The organism is Gammaproteobacteria bacterium (assembly GCA_016712635.1).
Taxonomy (GTDB): Bacteria; Pseudomonadota; Gammaproteobacteria; order SZUA-140; family SZUA-140; genus JADJWH01.
Map to the genome: position 1 here is coordinate 541,551 of JADJQS010000002.1, position 21,314 is coordinate 562,864.

A 21,314-nucleotide genomic window follows, 5' to 3' on the forward strand; every position below is an offset into this window, starting at 1 on the left:
AGGTGCGCCGGCCCGGTCAGGCGACCTGGCGCGGGATGTGATTGCGGGTGTGGGTGATGCGGTTGTTCTCGTCGACATACACCAGGGTCGGCTTGTGGTTGGCCAGCTCCTGGGCGCTCAGGGTCGCGTAGATGCAGATGATGACGCGGTCGCCCGGTGACGCCTTGTGCGCCGCGGCGCCGTTCACCGAGATGATGCCGGAATCGCGCTCCGCGCGGATGGCGTAGGTGGTGAAGCGCTCGCCGTTCGCGAGATTGTAGACCTGGATCTGCTCGAACTCGAGAATACCCGCAGCCTCCAGCAACGCCTCGTCGATCGCCATCGAGCCCTCGTATTCCAGTTCGGAATGGGTGACGCGGGCGCGGTGAAGTTTCGCCTTCAGCAGGGTGCGTTGCATCTATCGGTTCGCCTTTGCTCATTAACGGCATGAGCTGCATGGAATTTCCAGCGATTTTAGCATCATACGGCCGGGATACAAACTCGCGGCCGAAATTGCCTTGCTCCAGCGGGAGTTAGGCGGGCAGTTCGACCGCGATGTTATCGATGAGGCGCGCCTTGCCGAGACGTACCGCAGCCAGCACGCGCAAGGCGCGGTCCGCCGGCCCCGCCGGCGCCAGATCACCGGCCCGTCTCACGCCCAGGTATTCGGGCTGGAATCCCGCGGACTCCAGGCGCCGACGCGCGGATTCCGCCAGTACGGGGTAGTCGCGCCCACCTTCCAGGATCCCGTCACGCACGCCGCACAGTACGCGATACAGTTCGGGCGCCTGCCGGCGTTCCGGCGGCGAGAGGTAGCGGTTGCGCGAGCTGTACGCCAGGCCGTCCGCTTCGCGCACGGTCGCCACGCCGACGATCTCAAGCGGGAAATGGAGATCCTCGACCAGGCGCCGGATGACGAGCAGTTGCTGGTAGTCCTTCTCGCCGAATACGGCCGCGTCCGGACGCACCAGGTTGAACAGCGCGGCGACGACGGTCGCCACGCCGCTGAAATGGCCGGGACGGAATTCGCCGCACAGGATGGAGGACAGGCCGGGCACCTCGATGCGGGTGGCCGCCTCCATGCCGCGCGGATAGACCGCCGCGGCGTCCGGCATGAACAGCGCGTCGACGCCGGCCGTGCGCAGCAGGGAGCGATCCTCTTCCGGCGTGCGCGGATACGCCGCGAGGTCGTCGCCGTCGTTGAATTGCAGGGGATTGACGAAGATGCTGACGACGACGCGAACCGCGATCTGCCGCGCCGCACGCACCAGCTCCAGATGGCCGGCGTGCAGGTTGCCCATGGTGGGGACGAAGGCGATCCTCTCCCCGGCGCGGCGCCAGCTGCCGGTGACGTCCTCGATCTCCCCGCGCGTGACCGGCAGCAGCATCAGGTATATGCGTGCTCGGCGCCGGGGAACTCGCCCGCCTTCACCGCGCGCACGTACTCTTCGACGGCCGCCTGCACGCTGCCGCGGCCGGCGAGAAAATCCATGGAGAAGCGCGGACGCCTGCCTGGCGTGACGCCCAGCATGTCATAGAGCACGAGCACCTGGCCGTCGCACCCCGCACCCGCACCGATGCCGATCACCGGCAGTTCGGTGGCGGCGGTGATCCGGGCCGCCAGCGCCGCGGGCACGCATTCCAGCAGCAGGACATCCGCCCCCGCCTGTTCGAGGATCTTCGCGTCCTCGAGCAGCATCGCCGCGGCGCGATCATCGCGTCCCTGCACCTGGTAGCCGCCCAGCTTGCGCACCGACTGCGGCAGCAGGCCCAGATGGGCGCATACCGGCAACCCGTGTCCGCTCAGCAGGCGCACGGCGTCCGCCATGATGCGGCCGCCCTCGATCTTGACGACATGGGCGCCGCCCTCCTGCATCAGCCGCGCCGCATTGGCCAGCGCCTGCTCGGGCGCGGCGGCGCTCATGAACGGCATGTCGCTCATGATCAGCGCGCGCCGCCGTGCGCGGGCGACGCAGCGCGTGTGGTAGACCATGTCGTCGAGCGTGACGGGCAGGGTCGTGTCATGACCCTGCACGACCATCCCGAGGGAGTCGCCCACCAGCAGCACGTCGACGCCCGCCGCCTCGAGGATGCGGGTGAAGCTCGCGTCATAGGCGGTAACGCAGGCGAATTTCCCGCCCTGCCGCTTCAGCGCGCGCAGAGTGGACAGCGTGACTTCTGTTTGCTCAGGGGACATGGCTGTCGGCGACCCGTTCCGGCCGCTGCGCTACAGAGCGAGCGGCAATGGGTTGAAATAGTGGCGGCCGCTGCTGATACCGTGGATGCGGTCCACCAGTGCCTCGTAGTCGCGCCCGTTGTTGACCGGATCGATCTCGGTGGCGTTCACGATCAGCAGCGGCGACGTGTCGTAGTAATGAAAGAATCGTGCATAGGCGTCCGCCACCCGCTGCAGGTAATCCGCCTCGATCAACTGCTCGTGGGCGATGCCGCGGGCGCGGATGCGGCTGCGGAGTATCTCCGCCGGCGCCTGCAGGTAAATCACCAGATCCGGCACCGGGGCATCGAACGTCATCTGATTATACACCTGCTCGTACAGCTTGAGCTCCTCGTCATCGAGCGTCAGGCTGGCGAACAGGCGGTCCTTCTGCATCAGGAAGTCGGAGATGCGGACGGGCTGGAAAATATCGCCCTGGCGCAGCCCCTGCAGCTGGCGCGCGCGCTGAAACAGGAAATACAGCTGCGTGGGCAGCGCCGCCTCGCGCGGATTGCGGTAGAAGCGCTCGAGAAACGGATTCTCCGCCGCACCCTCCAGCAGCAGCTCGCTGTGAAAGGTCGCCGCGAGGCGTTTGGCCAGGGTGGTCTTGCCGACGCCGATCGGCCCCTCGACCACGATGTAGTTACGACGCGGCGGTTTCATCGCGCTTCTCCATTCGTTGCAGCCCGCGCCGCGGACAGCGCTGCAGGCAGTCGCGCAGGCTTCCGGCTCCGGGTATCACCAGTTCAGGATCGATCTCGAACATAGGATACAGAACGAAATCGCGCCGAACCATTTCCGGATGCGGCACCGTCAGCCGCGGACTGCTGAATTCACGGTCGCCGTAGAGCAGCAGGTCGAGATCCAGGCTGCGCGGACCCCAGCGCTCGCCCGGACGCCGCGTGCGCCCCTGGCGCTCCTCGATGGCGAGCAGCTCGTCCAGCAGTTCTGGCGCGGGCAGCCGCGTCTCCAGCAGCACGACAGCGTTGATGAAATCCGGCTGCGCGATATCTCCGAGCGGGCGGCTCCGGTACAGGGAGGATACCGCCAGGCGGCGGCTTGCGGGCAGATCCGCCAGCGCGGCGAAGGCCCGCTCGACCTGGCGCAGCGGGTCATCGAGGTTGCTGCCCACGCCGATGTAGGCCCGCACCCCGGCGCCGTCTGAACCTGCACAGGGCTTCGCCATTTGCCGACCGTCCACACTGCTTCCGCCGTCCCGGATTCACACCTCCGGGGCACGCTACGGCTGGTCACCCTTCGGTTCGCCCGCCCCCGCGTTTCCGCCGCGGCGGCGGCCGCCCCGGCGCCGGCGCCGGCGCGCGCCCTCACCCGCCGGCTTCGCCGCCGGCTGCTCCAGCAAGGTAGTGCGCCCCGCCTCGTCCGTTTCCTGCATGCTCGTCCACCACTCGCACAGCTCGCGCAGTTCCTCGCCCGCTTCGCAGCGCAGGAGCAGGAAATCGTAGGCGGCACGGAACCGCGGATGCTCCAGCAGGCGCAGCGCCTTCTTGCCGGCGTTGCGCTGCAGACGCGGCTGCATCTGCCAGATTTCGCGCATCGGGAGCGCGTAACGGCGCGGCAGTATGGCGTGCTGGCTCTGTTCCTGCATGACCTCGCCCGCCGCCTGCTGTTGCGCGGGCAGTTCGGGCTGCCCCTGCTCCTGCAGCTCGAGCGCCCGTTCGCGCATCGGCGCCCACAGGAAGGCGGCGTACAGGAAGGCGGGCGTGACCGGCTTGTCCTGCGCGATCCTGGCGTCGGTATTGGCGGCGGCGCGCATCACCATCGCCGCAGGCACACCCTCGCGCGCCGCGCTCATGGTGCGCTCGGTGGCGGGAAACAGGTGCTGAAAGAGATCGTAGTGGCGCAGCATCTCCACCGTCTGTTCGGCGCTCCCGCCCAGGAACAGCTTGAGCACCTCTTCATAGAGGCGCGCGGGCGAGATGCTCGCCAGCAGCGGCGCCAGCGCACGCAGCGGGGCCTCCGTCTGCGGATGCAGGCGGAACCCGAGTTTGACGGCGAAACGCACCGCGCGCAGCATGCGCACCGGATCTTCGCGGTAACGCGTCTCCGGATCGCCGATCAGTCGCAGGACACCCGCGCGCAGATCCTCGACGCCACCCACGTAGTCGACGACGCTGAAGTCGTCGATGTTGTAGTACAGCGCATTGACGGTGAAGTCCCGGCGCCAGGCATCTTCCTCGACCGTCCCGTAGACATTGTCGCGGATGATCCTGCCGTCCTCGACCAGGCGGTTCTCCGAGTCGTCTCCGTCGGAGGCGAGGGCGCGGAAGGTCGCGACCTCGATGATCTCGCGCCCGAAGTGGACATGCGCCAGATGAAACCGGCGTCCGATCAGGCGGCAGTTGCGGAACTGCGCCTTGACCTGCTCGGGGTGGGCGTCGGTGGAGACATCGAAGTCTTTGGGCTCGCGACCCAGGAGCATGTCGCGCACGCAGCCGCCGACGAGATAGGCGGCGTAACCCGCCTCCCTGAGTCGGTACAAGACCTTCAATGCATTTTGATTGATCCCCGTCCGGGATAGGCTGTGTTCGGAACGGGGAATAACGAGGGGCTTGGTGATGACGCTGTCCCTTTCTGCTGGCTAGGTTATTCCTGAATTATTATCAATAGGTTGTACATTCACAGAAGAACCGTATAATAGCCGAAATTCGTGGGACATCCTACTGTCCCGCATCCCCGGTTTAAATCACACACGCTCCCTTCGTCTAGCGGCCTAGGACACCGCCCTCTCACGGCGGGAACAGGGGTTCGAAACCCCTAGGGAGCGCCAACCTGATCAATAGCTTAGAAACATCGGTGCGGGGCGCCTTGCCCCCGCCGGGATCGGGCCTGTGCCTTCCGGATGGTCAGGGCCTGCCCGGATCATGCCGGGACAGGCCGCTGAGTCTGGTCTGACTGCGGGTGATTACTCGGCGGGCATCATCTGCGGCGGCTTCCACCAGGGTCCGCCCCGCACGAGACGCGCCGCGCCTTTCATCGTCTTCGCCTGGGGATTGGCCTCGCCCCCGCCGAAATCGAGCGCATAGGCTTCTTCCGGTATGCCGCGCCTCTCCATGCCGCTCCAGAACAGGACATTCGGTGTATTCGGGAATACCGTCGAATTGACCCGGGGGAAGAAACACTTGCGCTCGACGATCGATGCGAGCTCGGGAATCACCGGATAGCGCCAATCATTGAAGCCGGCATATCCCTCCTTGTTGAGTCGCTCGACCTCCTGCGCCACCTCCGCCCAGGTGAACTCGCGCTGCTGGCCCCGGCATCCATGGCCGTCCCAGGACTGACCGATCGCACAGCGCATCCACATCAGGCCGGTATCCTTGTGAGTCACCGTACCATTTTCATGCAGTTCAAAACTGCTGCTCGGCGTCGATTCAGTGATATTCGCTCGGCACTCCTGTGCGGCCCAGGCCTCCGAGCCCAGCAGCCACGCCGATAACACTATAACAACCGGGACGAATCTTGCTTTCATTAAATCCCTCCGCACATCTCTGGGCCGCATTTGAGCTTGCCGGATACAAAAATCCCTCACGGGCGTAACACCCGTGAGGGATTCAGTATACAGCCATCAAACGTTGTTATTCATCATCAGGGGCACCCCCATCATGGGGCATCCATGTCGGTGACACCTTCTGGTAACGGATAGCCGGCACCACTACCCTTGACAGGATTCGCACCATGTTGCTCATCCTTGCCGAGCGCGATGGCTACCCCGTCATGCATAAAGGTGGCATAGGCCTCCATCGCGATCATCTTGTCGCCTTCGGTCGGCAACGCCTTCCCTTCCAGCGGCACCATGATGCACCAGTTGATCATCTCCCTCAGCGTGCCGACCTTGCCCAGGTTCGTCTGGAACTTGGGCCAGGTGTGCGGATTGGTCGCCGAACCGTCAGGGTGGCAGTTCCCGCAGGCCAGACCGTTGGTGCCGAGCGAGCCGTCGTGCCAGAGGGCATCGCCCGTTAATACCGCCTTCATCAGCTCTTGCCGTTCCTGTTCGGCCTGCGCCGGACTGACCGGCTTCTTCGCCTGGACATCCGCTGGACCGCCCAGCAGCAAGAACCCCGCGAGGCTCAGACCCGTGACGGAGGCACCGATTGCATACATGCTTTTATGTTTTTTCATCACGTAATCCTCCACGGTTAGAGCTTGATGCCGGCTTGCACGTTGGCGGGGAGCAGATCCGACCACACTTGGTAGTTCAGCATGCCGCCAAACACCTTGTCCCCCGCCAGGTTGACCTTGTGGCCGCCCAGACCGTCGTAGATGTCGGCAGGGTCGACGCGGTTCATCCTGAGACTCGGATAGGGAAGCTGGATCTGGGGATACGGCCACGGCCACGAGGTCGACAGCAGGCCCGCCGAGGTCATGTTGCCCATCGCGTTGTAGACGACCTGGTGCACGTGTCCGTGTATCGCGACCACCTTGTCGAACTTGCCGAGGATCTGCCGGATCTGGGGGGCGTCCTTGGTCTGGAAGTTCCAGCGCGGATAGTAATCCCACAGCGGCGAATGGGTCATGATGAACACCGGCGTATCCGGGCTGAGCTTCGCGACATCCTTCGCCAGCCAGTCCAGCTGCTCCGCACCCACGCCCCAGGCGCCGCAGCGGTGGGACTCGAGCTCGGCGCACCAGCCCATCCGCTCGTCGGGTGTCAGGCCCCGGCCGGTCCAGTAGTCGTCGACCAGGATCGAGTTCATGCCAATGAAGTGCACGCCCTTGTGGTCGAAGGACCAGTGGTCGGCGCCGAAGCGATCCTTCCAGCCCTTGCCGAGATCCAGGTACCAGTCATGCTCGCCCGGGATGATCTTGTAGGGCATCTTGAGCTTGGAGAGGATCTTCTTCCCCTTGTCGAGTTCGCCCGGCTTGGCGAGCTGTCCGATGTCGCCGCCGTAGAGCACGAAATCGGGAGCGGGGTTCATCTTGTTGATATCATCTACCGCCCGTTCCAGGATGCGGTCGAACTTGTGATCCTTGATGTCGTGCAGGTGGGCGTCGGTGATAACTGCGAAGGTGAAGGGCGATATCTTCTTGGTGGCCGCCTCGGCGATGCCGGCGAGGCCGAAAAAGCTGTTGGGAGCTGGGGCGAACGTACCGGCAACAAACGTTGCAGCAGTTGCCTTTACGGACATACCTAGAAAGTTTCTTCTTGAAATCTTTTCCACGGCTGAATCCTCCTCTTGCGCGTGAGCGCGCATTAGTGTCGTTGTGTCGCGTTGTTTCCAGTACTACTAGTGCTTTCTCCTTTTGCTGCCTAGTTAATAACGAAATACAGGTTCCGGATCGTGCTTGGGTGAGTTGAAGGACGTGCTATCTATAATTTTTGTTTTAAAAATGTTGGACCATGTCTAAGACACGATCTAAACCGTACTCCCGCCCCTGAGACGTGTCAATAGCCCAAGCGGCTTATGATCGGACCGGCCGGTGCGCAGACGGACCGGCGTCATCCGGCCGTCGCGGCTGGCGCATCACGGCCTGCCGGACTGCGCGGCGGAACTTCAGCGGAGGGGGATGCGGTGAAGGCTGCGGGTCAGCCCCATGCCCGATGGACTCGGGCATGGCCGGACCCGGCGATGTTCAGATGACTTCGCACATTGCACTATCAATGAATTGATCTTCAATGGATTCCATCTGCGGGTCCGTTTGGGCCGGATGTCCGTGCGGCGCGCCCCGCCCTAATGGATCCGGCGCATCATGTAGAAGGCGCCCGCCAGCAGCAGGACAGTCGGCAGCACCGCGCTCAGCAGCGGGTTGAATTCGTATACCAGGCCGAGGTAGCCCACCGTCTGGTTCAGCAGGTAGAAGCCGATCCCGACCAGCACGCCGATCAGGATGCGCTGGCCCACGCCGACCGAACGCAGCGGACCGAATACGAACGGCAGGGCCGCGAACACCATCACGCAGGTGGCGAACGGCAGCGCGATCTTGGTCCAGAACTCGATCTCGTAGCGTCCCGAACTCAGGCCGTTCATCCGCAGGTAGCGGATGTACTTGTACAGTCCGCTGACGGACAGGCTGTCGGGCTTGATCGCGATGACGTCGAGCAGATCCGGGCTCAGCTGGGAGCGCCAGGTCAGGTCGGGCATGCTCTCGGTGGCCACGCCGTCGGGGCTGATCGCGCTGCGCCTGACCTCCTTGAGATGCCATTCACCGTCGGTGTAGATCGCGCTGTTGGCGCTGGAGATGCGCCGCAGCTCGCGCGCGTCGTCGAACTCGTAGATATACACGCCGACCAGCCCGCCGCCGGGCAGGACGGTGCGCACGTTGATGAAATCGCGCCCGTCGCGCGTCCAGAATCCGTCCGCCGTGCGCAGGGAATCTTTGCCGGCGAGGGCGCTGGAGCGGATCGCCGTTGCGCTCTTCTCCGCGTCGGCGACGACCCACTCGCCGATCCAGATTGCGAACAGCACCAGCAGCAGACCGGCCTTCATGGCCGCCCACGAGATGCGGGCCAGCGAAACACCGGAGGCGCGCATGATGATGAGCTCGTTGTTGCCGGCGAGCATGCCGAGGCTGACCAGGCTGCCCAGCAGCGCCGCCAGCGGCATCAGCTCGTAGGTCAGCCGCGGCACGCTGAGCAGGACGTACCTGACCGCCTCCCACATGCCGTAATTACCCCGCCCGATCACGTCGAGCTCGCCGATGAACTCGATGAACACGAACAGCGACAGCAGCACGCACATGACCAGGAACGCCCCGCCGATCACGGCCTTCCCGATATAGAGGTCCAGCACCTTCACGCCGCCTCCCTCCGCCCGAACATCGAGCGCAGCACCCAGTGCAGCCCGTACTGGCGCACGAACAGCAGCCAGATGCTGAACAGCAGCGCGACATGGACCCACCACATCCCGATCTCCGGCGCGAGCCTGCCGCGCGCCAGCCACGAATTGGAGACGCCGAGGAAGTTGCTGTAGATCAGATAGATCAGCACGGCGACGAACAGCTTCGCGTATTTGCCCTGGCGCGGGCTGGTGCGGCTGAGCGGTACGGCCAGCAGCGCCAGGAACAGGACCGCCAGCGGCATGGAGACACGCCACTGCAGCTCGGCGACGTCGGCCGGATCGTCCGAGCCGATCAGCTCGCTCGTGGGCCGGGCACGCTGCTTGCGCAGGGTCGGGGCGACGTCCCGCGCCTCGATGCGCACCGCGTGCTGCTCGAAGCGGATCACCCTGAAATCGGCGTCCCCCGGCATGCCTTCATAGCGGTAACCGTCCATCAGCACCAGATACTGCGCGCCGGTCTCGTCCAGCCAGCGGCGCCCGCGTTCGGCCGAGAGCACCACCTCGCCCTCGCTCCGGTGCTGCTGGATGAAGACATCGTGCATCAAGGTGCCGTCGGCGGACAGCCGCTCGAAGTACATCACACCGTCGGCGCCCTCCGGCTCGGTGAATCTCCCGGGGATGATGCCGGTCAGCAGGGTTTGCGACTCCTGCGCGTCCCGCATGCGGTAACTCTGCTCCTCCGCCCACGGCGCGAGATAAAAGGACACCGCCGCGACCGCCGCGGCGACCACGAGCGCGAGCGCGATCACCGAGCGGTATATCCCGCGCACGCTGACGCCGCATGCCGCCAGGGCGACCATCTCGCTGTCCTTGTACAGGCGGCTCAATCCCAGCAGGACCGCCATGAACAGCCCCAGCGGCAGGATGATCACCATGGACGCCAGCGTCTTCATCGCCAGCAGGGTCAGCACGTATTCGCTGGCCAGGTCGCCCGCGCTGGCGTCGGCGAGCACGCGCACGAAGCGGTTGCTCAGGAAGATGACCAGCAGGACGAACAGCACCACCAGCAGGGTGTAGAAGATTTCCTTGAGGATGTAGCGATCGATGACCAAGCGCGGGATCCTTGCCGGCGGGAGGCGGGTGGAAAATCAGCCCGATTGAGGTAAACTTTCGCGGAACCCAAGAACGTCCGCTGCAGGCGATAACGCCCCGCCGCCGTCCCGGTTGACACTACACCGACCTTCTGGAGCCCACATGGAATTCATCGTCAAAAGCATCACCATCGGCAAGCAACGATCCACCTGCGCGGTGGTGGGCGTGTTCGATGGGCACCGCCTCAGCCCCTCGGCACAGGAACTCGACCGGCTGTCGAACGGCTACATTGTAAACATTTTGAAGGGCGGCGACATGAAATCCGCGCCGGGCCAGACCCTGTGCCTGTATAACGTACCCCGCCTGAATTATGACCGCGTGCTGCTGGTGCGCTGCGGCAAGGAGAAGGAACTGGACGCCGCCCGCTTTCGCAAGGTGCTCCAGGGCATGGCGTCCGCGCTCGCCGGGATCGGCCTCCGGGAGGCCGTGTCCTTCCTTACCGAGATCGAGGTGAAGGACCGCGACCTCGCCTGGACGCTGCGCCAGACGGTGGAAGTCACGCACGAGGCGCTCTACCGCTTCGACCGCCTCAAGAGCAAGAAGGAAGACAACGGCGGCGCGCCGCAGCTGCACCGGCTCACCCTCAACATCGCCGAGGCGGACGGGCTCACCGCCGCCCGCCAGGCCGTGCGGCAGGGTCAGGCGGTCGCGAACGGCATCGCGCTGGCGAAGGACCTCGGCAACCTGCCCGGCAACATCTGCACGCCGAGCTACCTCGCCGACGAGGCGCGCAAGCTGGCCCGGGGCAACGCGAAGCTGAGCGTCAAGATCCTCACCGAGAAGGAGATGACGGCGCTGAAGATGGGGTCGCTGCTGTCCGTCGCGCGCGGCAGCCGCCAGCCCCCGCGCCTGATCGTGCTGAGCTACCACGGCACCAAACGCACCGAGAAGCCCTACGTCCTGGTCGGCAAGGGCATCACCTTCGACTCCGGCGGCATCTCGATCAAGCCCGCCGCCACAATGGACGAGATGAAGTTCGACATGTGCGGCGCCGCCGCCGTGCTCGGCACCGTGGTGGCCGCCGCCGAGATGGCGCTGCCGCTCAACGTCATCGCCGTGGTGCCGAGCTGCGAGAACCTGCCCGACGGCAATGCCAGCAAGCCGGGCGACATCGTCACCAGCATGTCGGGCCAGACCATCGAGATCCTGAACACCGACGCCGAGGGCCGCCTGATCCTGTGTGACGCGCTGACCTACAGCGAGCGCTTCAAGCCGCGCGCGGTGATCGATGTCGCGACCCTGACCGGCGCCTGCGTGGTGGCGCTGGGCAAACAGGCGAGCGGCCTGTTTGCCAACGATGAGGACCTGGCGCAGGAGCTGCTGCGCGCCGGCACCAGCAGCGGCGACCGCGCGTGGCAGATGCCGCTGTGGGACGAATACCAGGAGTCGCTCAAGAGCAACTTCGCCGACATGGCGAACGTCGGCAACCGCGACGGCGGCGCCATCACCGCGGCCTGCTTCCTGTCGCGCTACACCAAGGCCTATCCCTGGGCGCACCTCGACATCGCCGGCACGGCCTGGCTCTCGGGCGGCAGCAAGGGCGCCACCGGCCGCCCGATCCCGCTGCTGACCCAGTACCTGATCGACCAGGCCCAGGGGTGAACACGCCAGGCGCGCACCATGAATCTGTCATTCCCGCGTGGTTCAGGCAGGCCCCCGCGAAGGCGGGGGCGGGAATCCGGAACGCTGGCGTCTTGAAGACCAGGATCCCCGCCTGCGCGGGGATGACGTCCAATACAGAAGCCGCAGCCTGGATGCCGCGCAGCGGAATCCGGGATCGGGCAAGGCTTCCAGGATTCCGGCGCTGCGCACCTTCATCCTGGCTACTTGCGGATCATCACTAATGACCATGCCCCGCGTCGATTTCTACATCCTGCCCGGCGAGACGCCGGCGGCCCGCGATCTCCTCTGCTGCCGGCTGGCGGAGAAGGCCTGCAAGATGGGGCACAAGGTCTACCTGCACGCGGACTCCGAGGCGCACGCGCGCCGGCTCGACGAACTGCTGTGGACCTTCCGCGCCGGCAGCTTCCTGCCCCATGCGCTGCTGGGCGACGACCCGCAGCCGCCGCCCCAGGTCCTGATCGGCAGCGCGGGCGGCGCCGCGCCGCCGGCGCGCGACGTGCTGATCAACCTCGCCGCCGCGGTGCCGGACTTCTTCGACCGCTTCGAGCGCGTCGCGGAGATCGTGGACCAGTCGTCCGAGGTCAAGCAGGCGGGACGCGAGCGTTTCCGCCGCTACCGCGAGCGCGGCTGCGCGCCCGAGACGCACAACCTCGACTGAGCGCCCCGTTCGCTGCCGCGGGCGGGCAATCTCCGCTACAATAAGCCGCTCATCCGCACAGCAACCAGACCGAGCCGTTTCAGGACCGCATTCCGCCATGGACAAGAGTTACGACCCGCACGCCCTCGAACAACGCTGGTACCGCACCTGGGAGGACGAGGGCCACTTCGCCCCCGCCGGGCAGGGCACGCCCTACTGCATCATGATCCCGCCGCCGAACGTCACCGGCACGCTGCACATGGGCCACGCCTTCCAGGACACGCTGATGGACGCCCTGACCCGCTACCACCGCATGCGCGGCGACAACACGCTGTGGCAGGCCGGCACCGACCACGCCGGCATCGCGACCCAGATGGTCGTGGAGCGCCAGCTCGCGGCGAAAAACATCACCCGCCACGACCTCGGCCGCGAGAAGTTCATCGACGAGGTGTGGAAGTGGAAGGATCTGTCGGGCGGCAGCATCACGCGCCAGCTGCGCCGCATGGGCGCCTCGCTCGACTGGTCGCGCGAGCGCTTCACCATGGACGAGGGCCTGTCGGAGGCGGTGCAGGAGGTGTTCGTCCGCCTGTACGAGGAAGGCCTGATCTACCGCGGCAAGCGCCTGGTCAACTGGGACCCGGTGCTGCACACCGCGCTGTCCGACCTCGAGGTGATCTCGCAGGAGGAGGATGGCCATATGTGGCACATCCGCTATCCGCTGGTCGACGGCAACGGCCACCTGACCGTCGCCACCACGCGGCCCGAGACCCTGCTCGGCGACGCCGCCGTCGCGGTGCATCCCGATGATGAGCGCTACCGCCACCTGATCGGCCAGCAGGTCGGGCTGCCGCTCACCGGCCGCCGCATCCCGGTCATCGCCGACGACTATGTCGATCCCGAGTTCGGCAGCGGCTGCGTCAAGATCACCCCGGCGCATGACTTCAACGACTATCAGGTCTGGCAGCGCCACCGCGACGAGACCGAGCTGATGGCGCTGCCGCACAACGGCCTGATCAACATCTTCACCGTCGATGCGCACATCGCCGCGACCGAAACGGAATCGCCCGCCTTCGCGCTGCTCCCGCAGGCCTACCGCGGCCTCGACCGCTACGAGGCGCGCAAGCGCATCGTAGCCGACCTCGATGCGCAGGGCCTGCTGGAACGCACCCAGGCGCACAAGCTGATGGTGCCGCGCGGCGACCGCTCCAACGCCGTCGTCGAGCCCTACCTCACCGACCAGTGGTACGTACGCGTCGCCCCGCTCGCCGGACCGGCGGTGCGCGCGGTCGAGACCGGCGCCATCCGCTTCGTGCCGGAGAACTGGAGCAAGACCTATTACGAATGGATGCGCAACATCGAGGACTGGTGCATCAGCCGCCAGATCTGGTGGGGGCACCGCATCCCGGCCTGGTACGACGACCAGGGCAACGTCTATGTCGGCCGCAACGAGGCGGAGATCCGCGCGAAGCACAAACTCGGGCCGGGGATCAAACTGGAACAGGACGCGGACGTGCTCGACACCTGGTTCAGCTCCGCGCTGTGGCCGTTCTCGACGCTCGGCTGGCCGCAGCAGACCGCGGCGCTGAAGACCTTCTACCCCACCAGCGTGCTGGTCACCGGCTTCGACATCATCTTCTTCTGGGTCGCCCGCATGATCATGATGGGCCTGAAGTTCATGGACGACGTGCCGTTCCGCGAGGTCTACATCCATGGCCTGGTGCGCGACGCCCACGGCCAGAAGATGTCGAAGTCCAAGGGCAACGTGCTCGACCCGATCGACCTGATCGACGGCATCGAACTCGAGGCGCTGGTCGCCAAGCGCACCAGCGGGCTGATGCAGCCGCAGATGTCGCGCCAGATCGAGGCCGCCACGCGCAAGGAGTACCCGGACGGAATCCCCGCCTTCGGCGCCGACGCGCTGCGCTTCACCTTCGGCGCGCTCGCCTCCACCGGCCGCGACATCAAGTTCGACCTCAACCGCATCCAGGGCTATCGCAACTTCTGCAACAAGCTGTGGAACGCGGCGCGCTACGTGCTGATGAACACCGAGGACAGGGACTGCGGCGCGAACGGCGGCAACATCGAGTTGAGCCTGCCGGACCGCTGGATCCGCTCGCGCCTGCAGGCCGTCACCCGCGAGGTGATCGACGCCGTCGCCGTCTACCGCTTCGACCAGATGGCGCAGGCGATCTACGAGTTCGTCTGGAACGAATACTGCGACTGGTACCTGGAGCTGTCGAAGCCGATCCTGGCCAATCCTGACAGCGCGGAGGAAGCCCTGCAGCGCGGCACGCGCCGCACGCTGATCGAGGTGCTCGAGGCCATCCTGCGCCTCGCCCACCCGCTGATCCCGTTCATCACCGAGGAGATCTGGCAGCGCGTCGCGCCGCTCGCCGGCAAAAAGGGCGCCACCGTGATGCGCGAGCCCTACCCCGCGCCGCAGGACACGCTGCGCGACCCGGCCGCCGAGACCGAGATCCGCTGGATCATGGAATTCGTCATGAGCGTGCGCAAGATTCGCAGCTCGATGAACATCGCGCCGTCGAAGCCGCTGCCCGTGCTGCTGCAGTTCGGCGATGCCGCCGACCGCGAGCAGTTCTCGAACAACGAAGGCTTCCTGATGACGCTGGCGCGGCTCGAATCCGTCCGCTGGCTGAAGGCGGAAGAGATGCCGCCCGAGTCCGCCACCGCGCTGGTCGGTGAACTGAAGCTGATGATCCCGATGGCCGGCCTGATCGACAAGGACGCCGAACTCGCCCGCCTGCAGAAGGAGCTCGACAAGCTGACGGGAGACATTACCCGCTGCGAGGGCAAGCTGGCCAACAAGGAATACGTCGAACGCGCCCCTGCCCACGTCGTCGCGAAGGAACGCGAGCGCCTGGGTGAACTGCGTCACAACCACGAGCAGTTGCAGCAGCAATGGGAGCGCATCCGGTCGATATAATCCTCGACCTTCTCAGCCAGGAAGCCCAACCCAGTCCGTCATGCCCGCACAGTCGGGAATCGGCTAATCCGTCATCCCCGCAACAACGATGGGTCGGTTAATTCGTCATCCCCGCGAAAGCGGGGACCCAGAAAGTCAAATAACTCAAGCCCCTGGATTCCCGCTTGCGCTGGAATGACAACCAAGTAATCATTCCACAGGCACTGCCTAGGAGACTCCACCATGAAAAAGACCACCCTGCTGTTCTCACTCCTCGCCCTGCTGCTCTCCGTATCAACGGCCATGGCCGGCGAAGTCACCCGCGCCCAGTTCACCACCACCATCGACGCCCGCGAGCCGGTGGACGAACTCACCGAGGCCGCCGCCGCGAATACGAACAAGGTCTACTTCTTCACCGAACCGCGCGACCTCGAAGGCCAGACCGTCACCCACCGCTGGACCTACAACGGCAACACCCTGGCCGAAGTCAGCTTCACGCCCGGCAGCGCACGCTGGCGCGTGTGGTCGAGCAAGGAACTGCTGCCGGAGTGGATCGGGTCTTGGACGGTTGCGGTAGTTGATGCTGGAGGAAACGTGCTGGCGGAGAATAGTTTCGAATATAAATAATGCCCTTGGGGACAGATTTCAAATCTGTCCCCATTCAACCCCGCTCAGAAGAAAGAGTCTGCAAAGGGCACTGACTCCTTAGATTTCACTCGTGCCGCAGGCGGAGATAGCGAACGGGCCGGCCACCATTTCATCAAGAATAGTGTGTCGGCCTTTCTTCAATCACGCAACGCGCAGCCCTCATCATCGCAGCCGCTGTCGACGCCAACCGGCCCGGCAGGCGGCACGCCCGCCGGAGCTGCCCACGGCTCCGCGAGCAGACTCCCCAGAACCATTCCCACCTTGAGGTCGTCGGGACGACCGAATTCATGGAAGCGGATATGGCCGGCGCGATCGATCAGGATCAGCGTCGGCGTGCCGCGCATGGCGTAGGCCTGCATGGTAGCGGGAACGGAGCGGCCCGGCACGGCGACGTCCACGCCGACGGGATGGGTGACACGGTATTCGTGGAGGAAAGCCTCGAGCGCCAGTGGTGTCATCGCCGCATGGTGTTCGAAGACCGTGTGCAGGCCGACGACGGTCACGCCCTCCTGCGCGTACTGGCGATGCACGCGCTCGGCCTGCGGCACTCCATGGCTGACGCAACCCGGGCAGAGCATCTGGAAGGCATGCAGCATCACGACACGGCCGCGCAGGCTGGGCAGGTCGAGCGGCCGCTCGGTGTTGAACCACTGGTCAACCAGCCAGTCTGGTGCCGGCATAGATGGGATAGTCATTCCATCTCCTCCCTACTGCGACTGCCGGGGATGCAGCGCACGCTGCACGCATGCACACACCGGCTGGGCCATTGCGCCCGGACATCAAGCATACCCCATGGTATTTTGGAGCACACCCAGTGTAAAAAAGAATCAGCGACCTTTTCAGTGCTCCCGCGTCGCCAGAAACTCCACGTCTGGCCAGCGTTCCTGGGTCAGTTGCAGGTTGACGCGCGTCGGCGCGATGTAGACCAGGTCGCCGCCGCTGTCGAGGGCGAGGTTGTCGTTGAGCCTGGTGCGGAACTCGGTGAATTTCTTGTCGTCGGTGCAGCGGACCCAGCGCGCGGTCGCGACCTGCACGTTCTCGTAGCTGCACTCGACGTTGTACTCGTGCTTCAGGCGGTGCGCGACGACGTCGAACTGCAGGATGCCGACGGCCCCGATGATGATGTCGTTGCCGAACAGCGGGCGGAACACGCGGATCGCGCCCTCCTCCGAGAGCTGGTCCACACCCTTGTTGAGCGCCTTCACGCGCAGCGGGTCGCGCAGCACGATGCGGCGGAACATCTCCGGCGCGAAGTCCGGGATGCCGGTGAACTTCAGCTCCTCGCCCTGGGTGAAGGCGTCGCCGATCTGGATGGTGCCGTGGTTGTGCAGGCCGAGGATGTCGCCGGGCCAGGCCTCGTCGGTGTGCTCGCGCTCGGCCGCCATGAAGGTGATGGCGTTCGAGATCTGCACCTGGCGCTTGAGCCGCACGTGGAAGAGCCGCATGCCCTTCTGGTAGCGCCCCGAGCAGATGCGCAGGAAGGCGACGCGGTCGTGGTGCATCGGGTCCATGTTCGCCTGGATCTTGAACACGAAGCCGGTGAACTTCTCCTCGGAAGGATCGATCGTGCGCGTCTGTGTCTCGCGCGGCAGCGGTGCGGGCGCCCATTCGACGAAGGCATCGAGCAGTTCGCGCACGCCGAAGTTGTTGACGCCGGAACCGAAGAACACCGGCGTCTGCTCGCCGCGCCGGTAGGCCTCCAGGTCGAAGGGGGCGCTGGCGCCCTTCACCAGGTCGATCTCGTCGCGCAGCTCGTCGGCCTGACTGCCGACCAGTTCGTCGAGGCGGTGGTTGTCGAGCCCTTCGATCACCTCGCCGGTCTGGATGCGGCCGCCGTGGGTCGGGCTGTACAGGTGCACGCGGTTGTGGAGCAGGTCGAACACGCCCTTGAACAGCTTGCCCATGCCGATCGGCCAGCTCACCGGGGCGCAATTGATCTTCAGCACCGACTCGATCTCGTCGATCAGCTCCACCGGCGGGCGGCCGTCGCGGTCGAGTTTGTTGATGAAGGTGATGATCGGCGTGTCGCGCAGGCGGCACACCTCCATCAGCTTGATGGTGCGCTCCTCCACGCCCTTGCCGCTGTCGATCACCATCAGCGCGGAGTCGACTGCGGTCAGGGTGCGGTAGGTGTCCTCGGAGAAGTCCGCGTGGCCGGGCGTGTCGAGCAGGTTGATGATCTTGTCGCGGTAGGGGAACTGCAGCACCGAAGTCGTCACCGAGATTCCGCGCTGTTTCTCCAGCTCCATCCAGTCCGACGTCGCGTGGCGGCTCGCCTTGCGCCCCTTCACCGCGCCGGCAAGCTGGATCGCGCCGCCGAACAACAGCAGCTTCTCGGTCAGCGTGGTCTTGCCCGCGTCCGGGTGGGAGATGATGGCAAAGGTGCGGCGGCGCGCCGTTTCCGTCGTGTCAGACATCGGTAATGATCCTGCGGGGTGACTCCGGAAACCGGCGAGTGTAGCAAGATCGAGCCGGGGGGACAAAAACCGCGGCCGCCGGACGTCCAGGCGTCCGGCGGCTCGGGTGACTGCATGCGCGCCCGCGGTGGCGGGCAGATAATCGTGCGATCGCTTACTTGATGCCGAGCAGCTCGATCTCGAACACCAGCGTCTCGTTCGGGCCGATGTTGGCGCCCGCACCGCGCTCGCCGTAGGCCAGGTTGGAGGGGATGAAGACCTTCCAGTGCGAGCCCACCTTCATCAGCGGCAGGACTTCCTGCCAGCCCTGGATGACCTGGTTGACCGGGAAGGACACGCTCTCGCCGCGCTTGTAGGAGCTGTCGAACTCGGTGCCGTTGAGCAGCGTGCCGCGGTAATTCACTTCCACCGTGTCGGTGGCGGCCGGGTTCTTGCCGGTGCCGTCCTTGATCACCTGGTACTGCAGGCCGCTCGGACGCGTCACCACGCCCTTCTTGGCCTTGTTATCGGCGAGGAAGGCCTGGCCGTCCTTGAGCGCCTTCTCTGCCTTCGCCGTCTGTTCCGCCGCCGCCTGCTGCTGGAACTTCTCGATCGCCGCCTGCATGTCTTCCATGGTCAGCTTGGCCGGCTGATCTGTGAGCACGTCGCGCGCGGCCTGGGCGAACGCCTCGGCGTCGAGCTCCAGTCCGTCATGGCGCAGGCCCTGGGTGATCTGGAAGCCGACGGCGTAGCTGAATTTCTGCTTGTCTGTGCCCTTGGTCAGATCGTCCGCGGCGAGGGCCGGGGCGGTCAGCAGCAGCGCCGACAATGCGAGAACCAGGTGTGATTTCATGGGTTCGACCTTTGATGTTGGGTTGATGTTGGGGTAAAAAGGACTGCTATGGTAGCAGATGCGCCCGCGGGCACGCCAAGATATATGATGAATATCAGACCGGTTACCGGGATTCGGGCACGCCTGCGCAAAGGCGGGATGCCGTCGCTGGCCGGCGTCCTGCTGTCCCTGTTCGTGCTCCTCGCCGCGGATGCGGCGGGCGCCGGGCCGTCGAACGCCGTCGTGTTCATGTATCACCGCTTCGGCGAGCCGGAACATCCCTCCACCAGCGTCCGGCTCGAACAGTTCGACGACCACCTGGATCACCTGGCCGCGGCGGGCTATCAGGTCTGGCCGCTGCAGCGCATCGTCGACCGCCTGCGCGACGGCGGGGAGATCCCCGACCGCACGGTCGCCATCACCATCGACGATGCCTATCTCTCGGTCTACACCGGGGCCTGGCCGCGGCTGAAGCGGCGCGGCTGGCCGTTCACCGTCTTTGTCGCCACCGGCGCCGTCGATGACAGGCTGCCCGACTTCATGAGCTGGGCGCAGATGCGCGAGATGCAGGCTGGCGGCGCCGTCTTCAGCAACCATTCCGCCAGCCACGACTATTTGATCCGCCGCGCACCCGGCGAGTCACCGTCCGCCTGGAACGCGCGCGTGACGGCGGACATCGGGCGCGCGCAGCGGCGCCTCGAGGAGGAACTCGGCGCGGCGCCCATGCTGTTCGCCTATCCCTACGGGGAATACGACCGCCCGCTCGCCGAGCTGGTGGAGGGACTCGGCTACACCGCCTTCGGCCAGCACTCGGGCGCGCTCGGCCCATGGTCCGACCTGCGCGCGCTGCCGCGCTTTCCGATGGCCGAGGCCTACGCCGGTCGGGCGGAATTCGAAGCCAAGGCCGCCGCGTTCGCCCTGCCTGTGCGCGCGGTCGAGCCCTGGGATCCGGTGGTCACCGGGACGAAGGCGCCGCTCATGCGCGCGACCCTGGCGACCGGCGCCGGGGCCGGCGACGCGCGCCTCGATGCGCTGCGCTGCTTCGACCAGGGCGGGGTGAGGATCGGGATCAACTGGATCGAACGGAAGGGAGATAGCGCGGTCTTCAGCGCCCGCGCCGCGGGCGGTCTGCCTGCGGGGCGCAGCCGCTACAACTGCACCGCGCCCTCCGCCTCACGGCCGGACCGGTACTACTGGTTCAGCCATCTCTGGATACGCCCGTAACCCGGGACCGCGAGGCCGTCCACAGGTCGTGCTCGCGCAGGTCCGCGGCGCGCAGGGAGCGCAGGTGGTTGGAGCGGATGATCGCCTGGATCTCACCGATGTAGTCCTCGCCGCGGCTGGAATACCGCGACAGCCCCCCGGCCAGCACGAGGGAGTCGAGCGTGCCGCCCTGGGCGCGGATCTGGGCACGCAGCTGGCGCAGCTTCGCCGTAGGCGTGGCCGATGTTCAGGTTGTGCAGGTGGTCGCGCACGGAGTCGCGCAGGCTGTCGAAGATGCGCAGGGCGTGCGTCTCGCCTTCGGGGCGCGCCGCCGGGACGATGCCCGCCCCTTCGCGGTAGGTCCACACCCCGAACAGGTTGTTGCCGAGGCGCGCAAAGCGCGAGGTGCCCCAGCCGCTTTCGTTGGCGGCCTGCGCCAGCACCAGCGCGACGGGGATCATGTCCACCCGGCGCAGCAGCTCCGCGCGCGGGCCCGCGGCGCCGGGGTCACCCTGGACGCGGTATTCCTCCATCAGCTCGCGCAGGAAGCGTCCGCGCGGGCTTTCCGCGGCGGGCAGCGACTCCAGGCCGAAGACCTCCTCCAGCGCCTGCCGCTGGCGCAGGACGCGCGCGTTCTCGGCCAGCACCATCGGCAGCAGGACGCGGAAGAACATCGACTTCCGGGTCTGGACGTCCTCGATCAGGGTGTAGTCGAGCGGCAGGGGTTCGATCGCGATGCGCGGGACGGAACGGCCCGGCGGCGGCGGCCAGGTGTACTCGAGATCGGCGAACAGGCGCTGCAGGTCGGAGACGTCGTCCACCGCGACCGGCTGCAGGTAGTCGTTCCATCCTTCGTGGACGGGCTGCTGCCGCGGCCCCTGCCCCCACCACCCCAGAGCGGCGGCGATGGACAGCGGGATGAACAGGGCGCAGATCTTGACGAGCGAATGTCCCCATGCGTGCATGGGCGCT

At 65.9% G+C, this 21,314-nt stretch carries 20 protein-coding genes and 1 tRNA gene; 6 read left to right on the plus strand and 15 right to left on the minus strand.

Annotated features, from left to right (window positions below):
- Positions 1-16: 16 nt before the first annotated feature.
- From IPK65_05770 to pcnB, 6 genes are all read right to left on the minus strand, one after another.
- A complete protein-coding gene (locus IPK65_05770) occupies positions 17-397 on the minus strand; it encodes an aspartate 1-decarboxylase (GenBank protein MBK8162656.1) in 381 nt (126 codons plus the stop codon).
- A 115-nt stretch (positions 398-512) separates the two neighbouring features.
- Positions 513-1,367, minus strand: a complete 855-nt coding sequence (locus IPK65_05775) for a pantoate--beta-alanine ligase (GenBank protein ID MBK8162657.1) — start codon at positions 1,365-1,367, stop codon at positions 513-515.
- Positions 1,367-2,176: a 3-methyl-2-oxobutanoate hydroxymethyltransferase gene (gene panB, locus IPK65_05780; GenBank protein MBK8162658.1), complete on the minus strand. Its 810-nt coding sequence runs from the start codon at positions 2,174-2,176 to the stop codon at positions 1,367-1,369. Before panB ends, IPK65_05775 begins: the two co-directional genes overlap by 1 nt.
- A 30-nt stretch (positions 2,177-2,206) precedes the next feature.
- A complete protein-coding gene (locus IPK65_05785) occupies positions 2,207-2,857 on the minus strand; it encodes a deoxynucleoside kinase (GenBank protein MBK8162659.1) in 651 nt (216 codons plus the stop codon).
- On the minus strand, positions 2,838-3,380 hold the full coding sequence (gene folK / locus IPK65_05790) for a 2-amino-4-hydroxy-6-hydroxymethyldihydropteridine diphosphokinase (protein ID MBK8162660.1): 543 nt from the start codon (positions 3,378-3,380) through the stop codon (positions 2,838-2,840). The genes IPK65_05785 and folK overlap by 20 nt, the downstream gene beginning before the upstream one ends.
- 54 nt (positions 3,381-3,434) lie before the next feature.
- Entirely contained in the window at positions 3,435-4,772 is a 1,338-nt protein-coding gene (gene pcnB / locus IPK65_05795) for a polynucleotide adenylyltransferase PcnB (GenBank protein MBK8162661.1), read from the minus strand.
- A 134-nt stretch (positions 4,773-4,906) separates the two neighbouring features.
- On the opposite strand from pcnB, the gene IPK65_05800 reads away from it, so the two are divergent.
- Positions 4,907-4,982: transfer RNA gene (locus tag IPK65_05800), tRNA-Glu, on the plus strand.
- 135 nt (positions 4,983-5,117) lie between these two features.
- Here IPK65_05800 and IPK65_05805 read toward each other — a convergent pair.
- The 5 genes from IPK65_05805 to lptF form a co-directional block, all read right to left on the minus strand.
- Positions 5,118-5,681: a DUF1566 domain-containing protein gene (locus tag IPK65_05805; protein MBK8162662.1), complete on the minus strand. Its 564-nt coding sequence runs from the start codon at positions 5,679-5,681 to the stop codon at positions 5,118-5,120.
- Between the two features lie 131 nt (positions 5,682-5,812).
- Positions 5,813-6,346 carry a cytochrome C gene (locus tag IPK65_05810; protein ID MBK8162663.1) on the minus strand — a complete coding sequence of 178 codons (534 nt, stop codon included), beginning with the start codon at positions 6,344-6,346 and terminating at the stop codon, positions 5,813-5,815.
- Positions 6,347-6,348: 2 nt separating this feature from the next.
- Complete coding sequence (locus IPK65_05815; protein ID MBK8162664.1) at positions 6,349-7,404, minus strand: metallophosphoesterase; 1,056 nt, start codon at positions 7,402-7,404, stop codon at positions 6,349-6,351.
- A gap of 477 nt (positions 7,405-7,881) precedes the next feature.
- Complete coding sequence (gene lptG / locus IPK65_05820) at positions 7,882-8,946, minus strand: LPS export ABC transporter permease LptG (protein MBK8162665.1); 1,065 nt, start codon at positions 8,944-8,946, stop codon at positions 7,882-7,884.
- Complete coding sequence (lptF, locus tag IPK65_05825; protein MBK8162666.1) at positions 8,943-10,040, minus strand: LPS export ABC transporter permease LptF; 1,098 nt, start codon at positions 10,038-10,040, stop codon at positions 8,943-8,945. The genes lptG and lptF overlap by 4 nt, the downstream gene beginning before the upstream one ends.
- Positions 10,041-10,182: 142 nt before the next feature.
- Here lptF and IPK65_05830 point away from each other — a divergent pair, with 142 nt between their 5' ends.
- The 4 genes from IPK65_05830 to IPK65_05845 all read left to right on the plus strand — a co-directional run bounded on the left by IPK65_05830 (position 10,183) and on the right by IPK65_05845 (position 15,890).
- Positions 10,183-11,682 carry a leucyl aminopeptidase gene (locus tag IPK65_05830; GenBank protein ID MBK8162667.1) on the plus strand — a complete coding sequence of 500 codons (1,500 nt, stop codon included), beginning with the start codon at positions 10,183-10,185 and terminating at the stop codon, positions 11,680-11,682.
- Between the two features lie 247 nt (positions 11,683-11,929).
- Positions 11,930-12,361, plus strand: coding sequence for a DNA polymerase III subunit chi (locus IPK65_05835; protein ID MBK8162668.1), 432 nt, complete (start codon positions 11,930-11,932; stop codon positions 12,359-12,361).
- 97 nt (positions 12,362-12,458) lie between these two features.
- The gene (locus IPK65_05840; GenBank protein MBK8162669.1) at positions 12,459-15,284 is read left to right on the plus strand and encodes a valine--tRNA ligase; all 2,826 of its coding nucleotides are present in this window, start codon (positions 12,459-12,461) and stop codon (positions 15,282-15,284) included.
- A gap of 222 nt (positions 15,285-15,506) precedes the next feature.
- Positions 15,507-15,890 carry a DUF2914 domain-containing protein gene (locus IPK65_05845; protein ID MBK8162670.1) on the plus strand — a complete coding sequence of 128 codons (384 nt, stop codon included), beginning with the start codon at positions 15,507-15,509 and terminating at the stop codon, positions 15,888-15,890.
- A gap of 158 nt (positions 15,891-16,048) precedes the next feature.
- On the opposite strand, the gene IPK65_05850 is transcribed toward IPK65_05845, so the two are convergent.
- From IPK65_05850 to IPK65_05860, 3 genes are all read right to left on the minus strand, one after another.
- Positions 16,049-16,606: a redoxin family protein gene (locus IPK65_05850; GenBank protein ID MBK8162671.1), complete on the minus strand. Its 558-nt coding sequence runs from the start codon at positions 16,604-16,606 to the stop codon at positions 16,049-16,051.
- Between the two features lie 144 nt (positions 16,607-16,750).
- Complete coding sequence (locus IPK65_05855) at positions 16,751-18,328, minus strand: peptide chain release factor 3 (protein MBK8162672.1); 1,578 nt, start codon at positions 18,326-18,328, stop codon at positions 16,751-16,753.
- A gap of 154 nt (positions 18,329-18,482) precedes the next feature.
- Entirely contained in the window at positions 18,483-19,160 is a 678-nt protein-coding gene (locus IPK65_05860) for an FKBP-type peptidyl-prolyl cis-trans isomerase (protein MBK8162673.1), read from the minus strand.
- 84 nt (positions 19,161-19,244) lie between these two features.
- Here IPK65_05860 and IPK65_05865 point away from each other — a divergent pair, with 84 nt between their 5' ends.
- Positions 19,245-20,363, plus strand: coding sequence for a polysaccharide deacetylase family protein (locus tag IPK65_05865; GenBank protein ID MBK8162674.1), 1,119 nt, complete (start codon positions 19,245-19,247; stop codon positions 20,361-20,363).
- Positions 20,364-20,455: 92 nt separating this feature from the next.
- On the opposite strand, the gene IPK65_05870 is transcribed toward IPK65_05865, so the two are convergent.
- Positions 20,456-21,307 (minus strand): glucosaminidase domain-containing protein, encoded by an 852-nt coding sequence (locus IPK65_05870; GenBank protein ID MBK8162675.1) that lies wholly within the window; start codon positions 21,305-21,307, stop codon positions 20,456-20,458.
- Positions 21,308-21,314 lie beyond the last annotated feature (7 nt).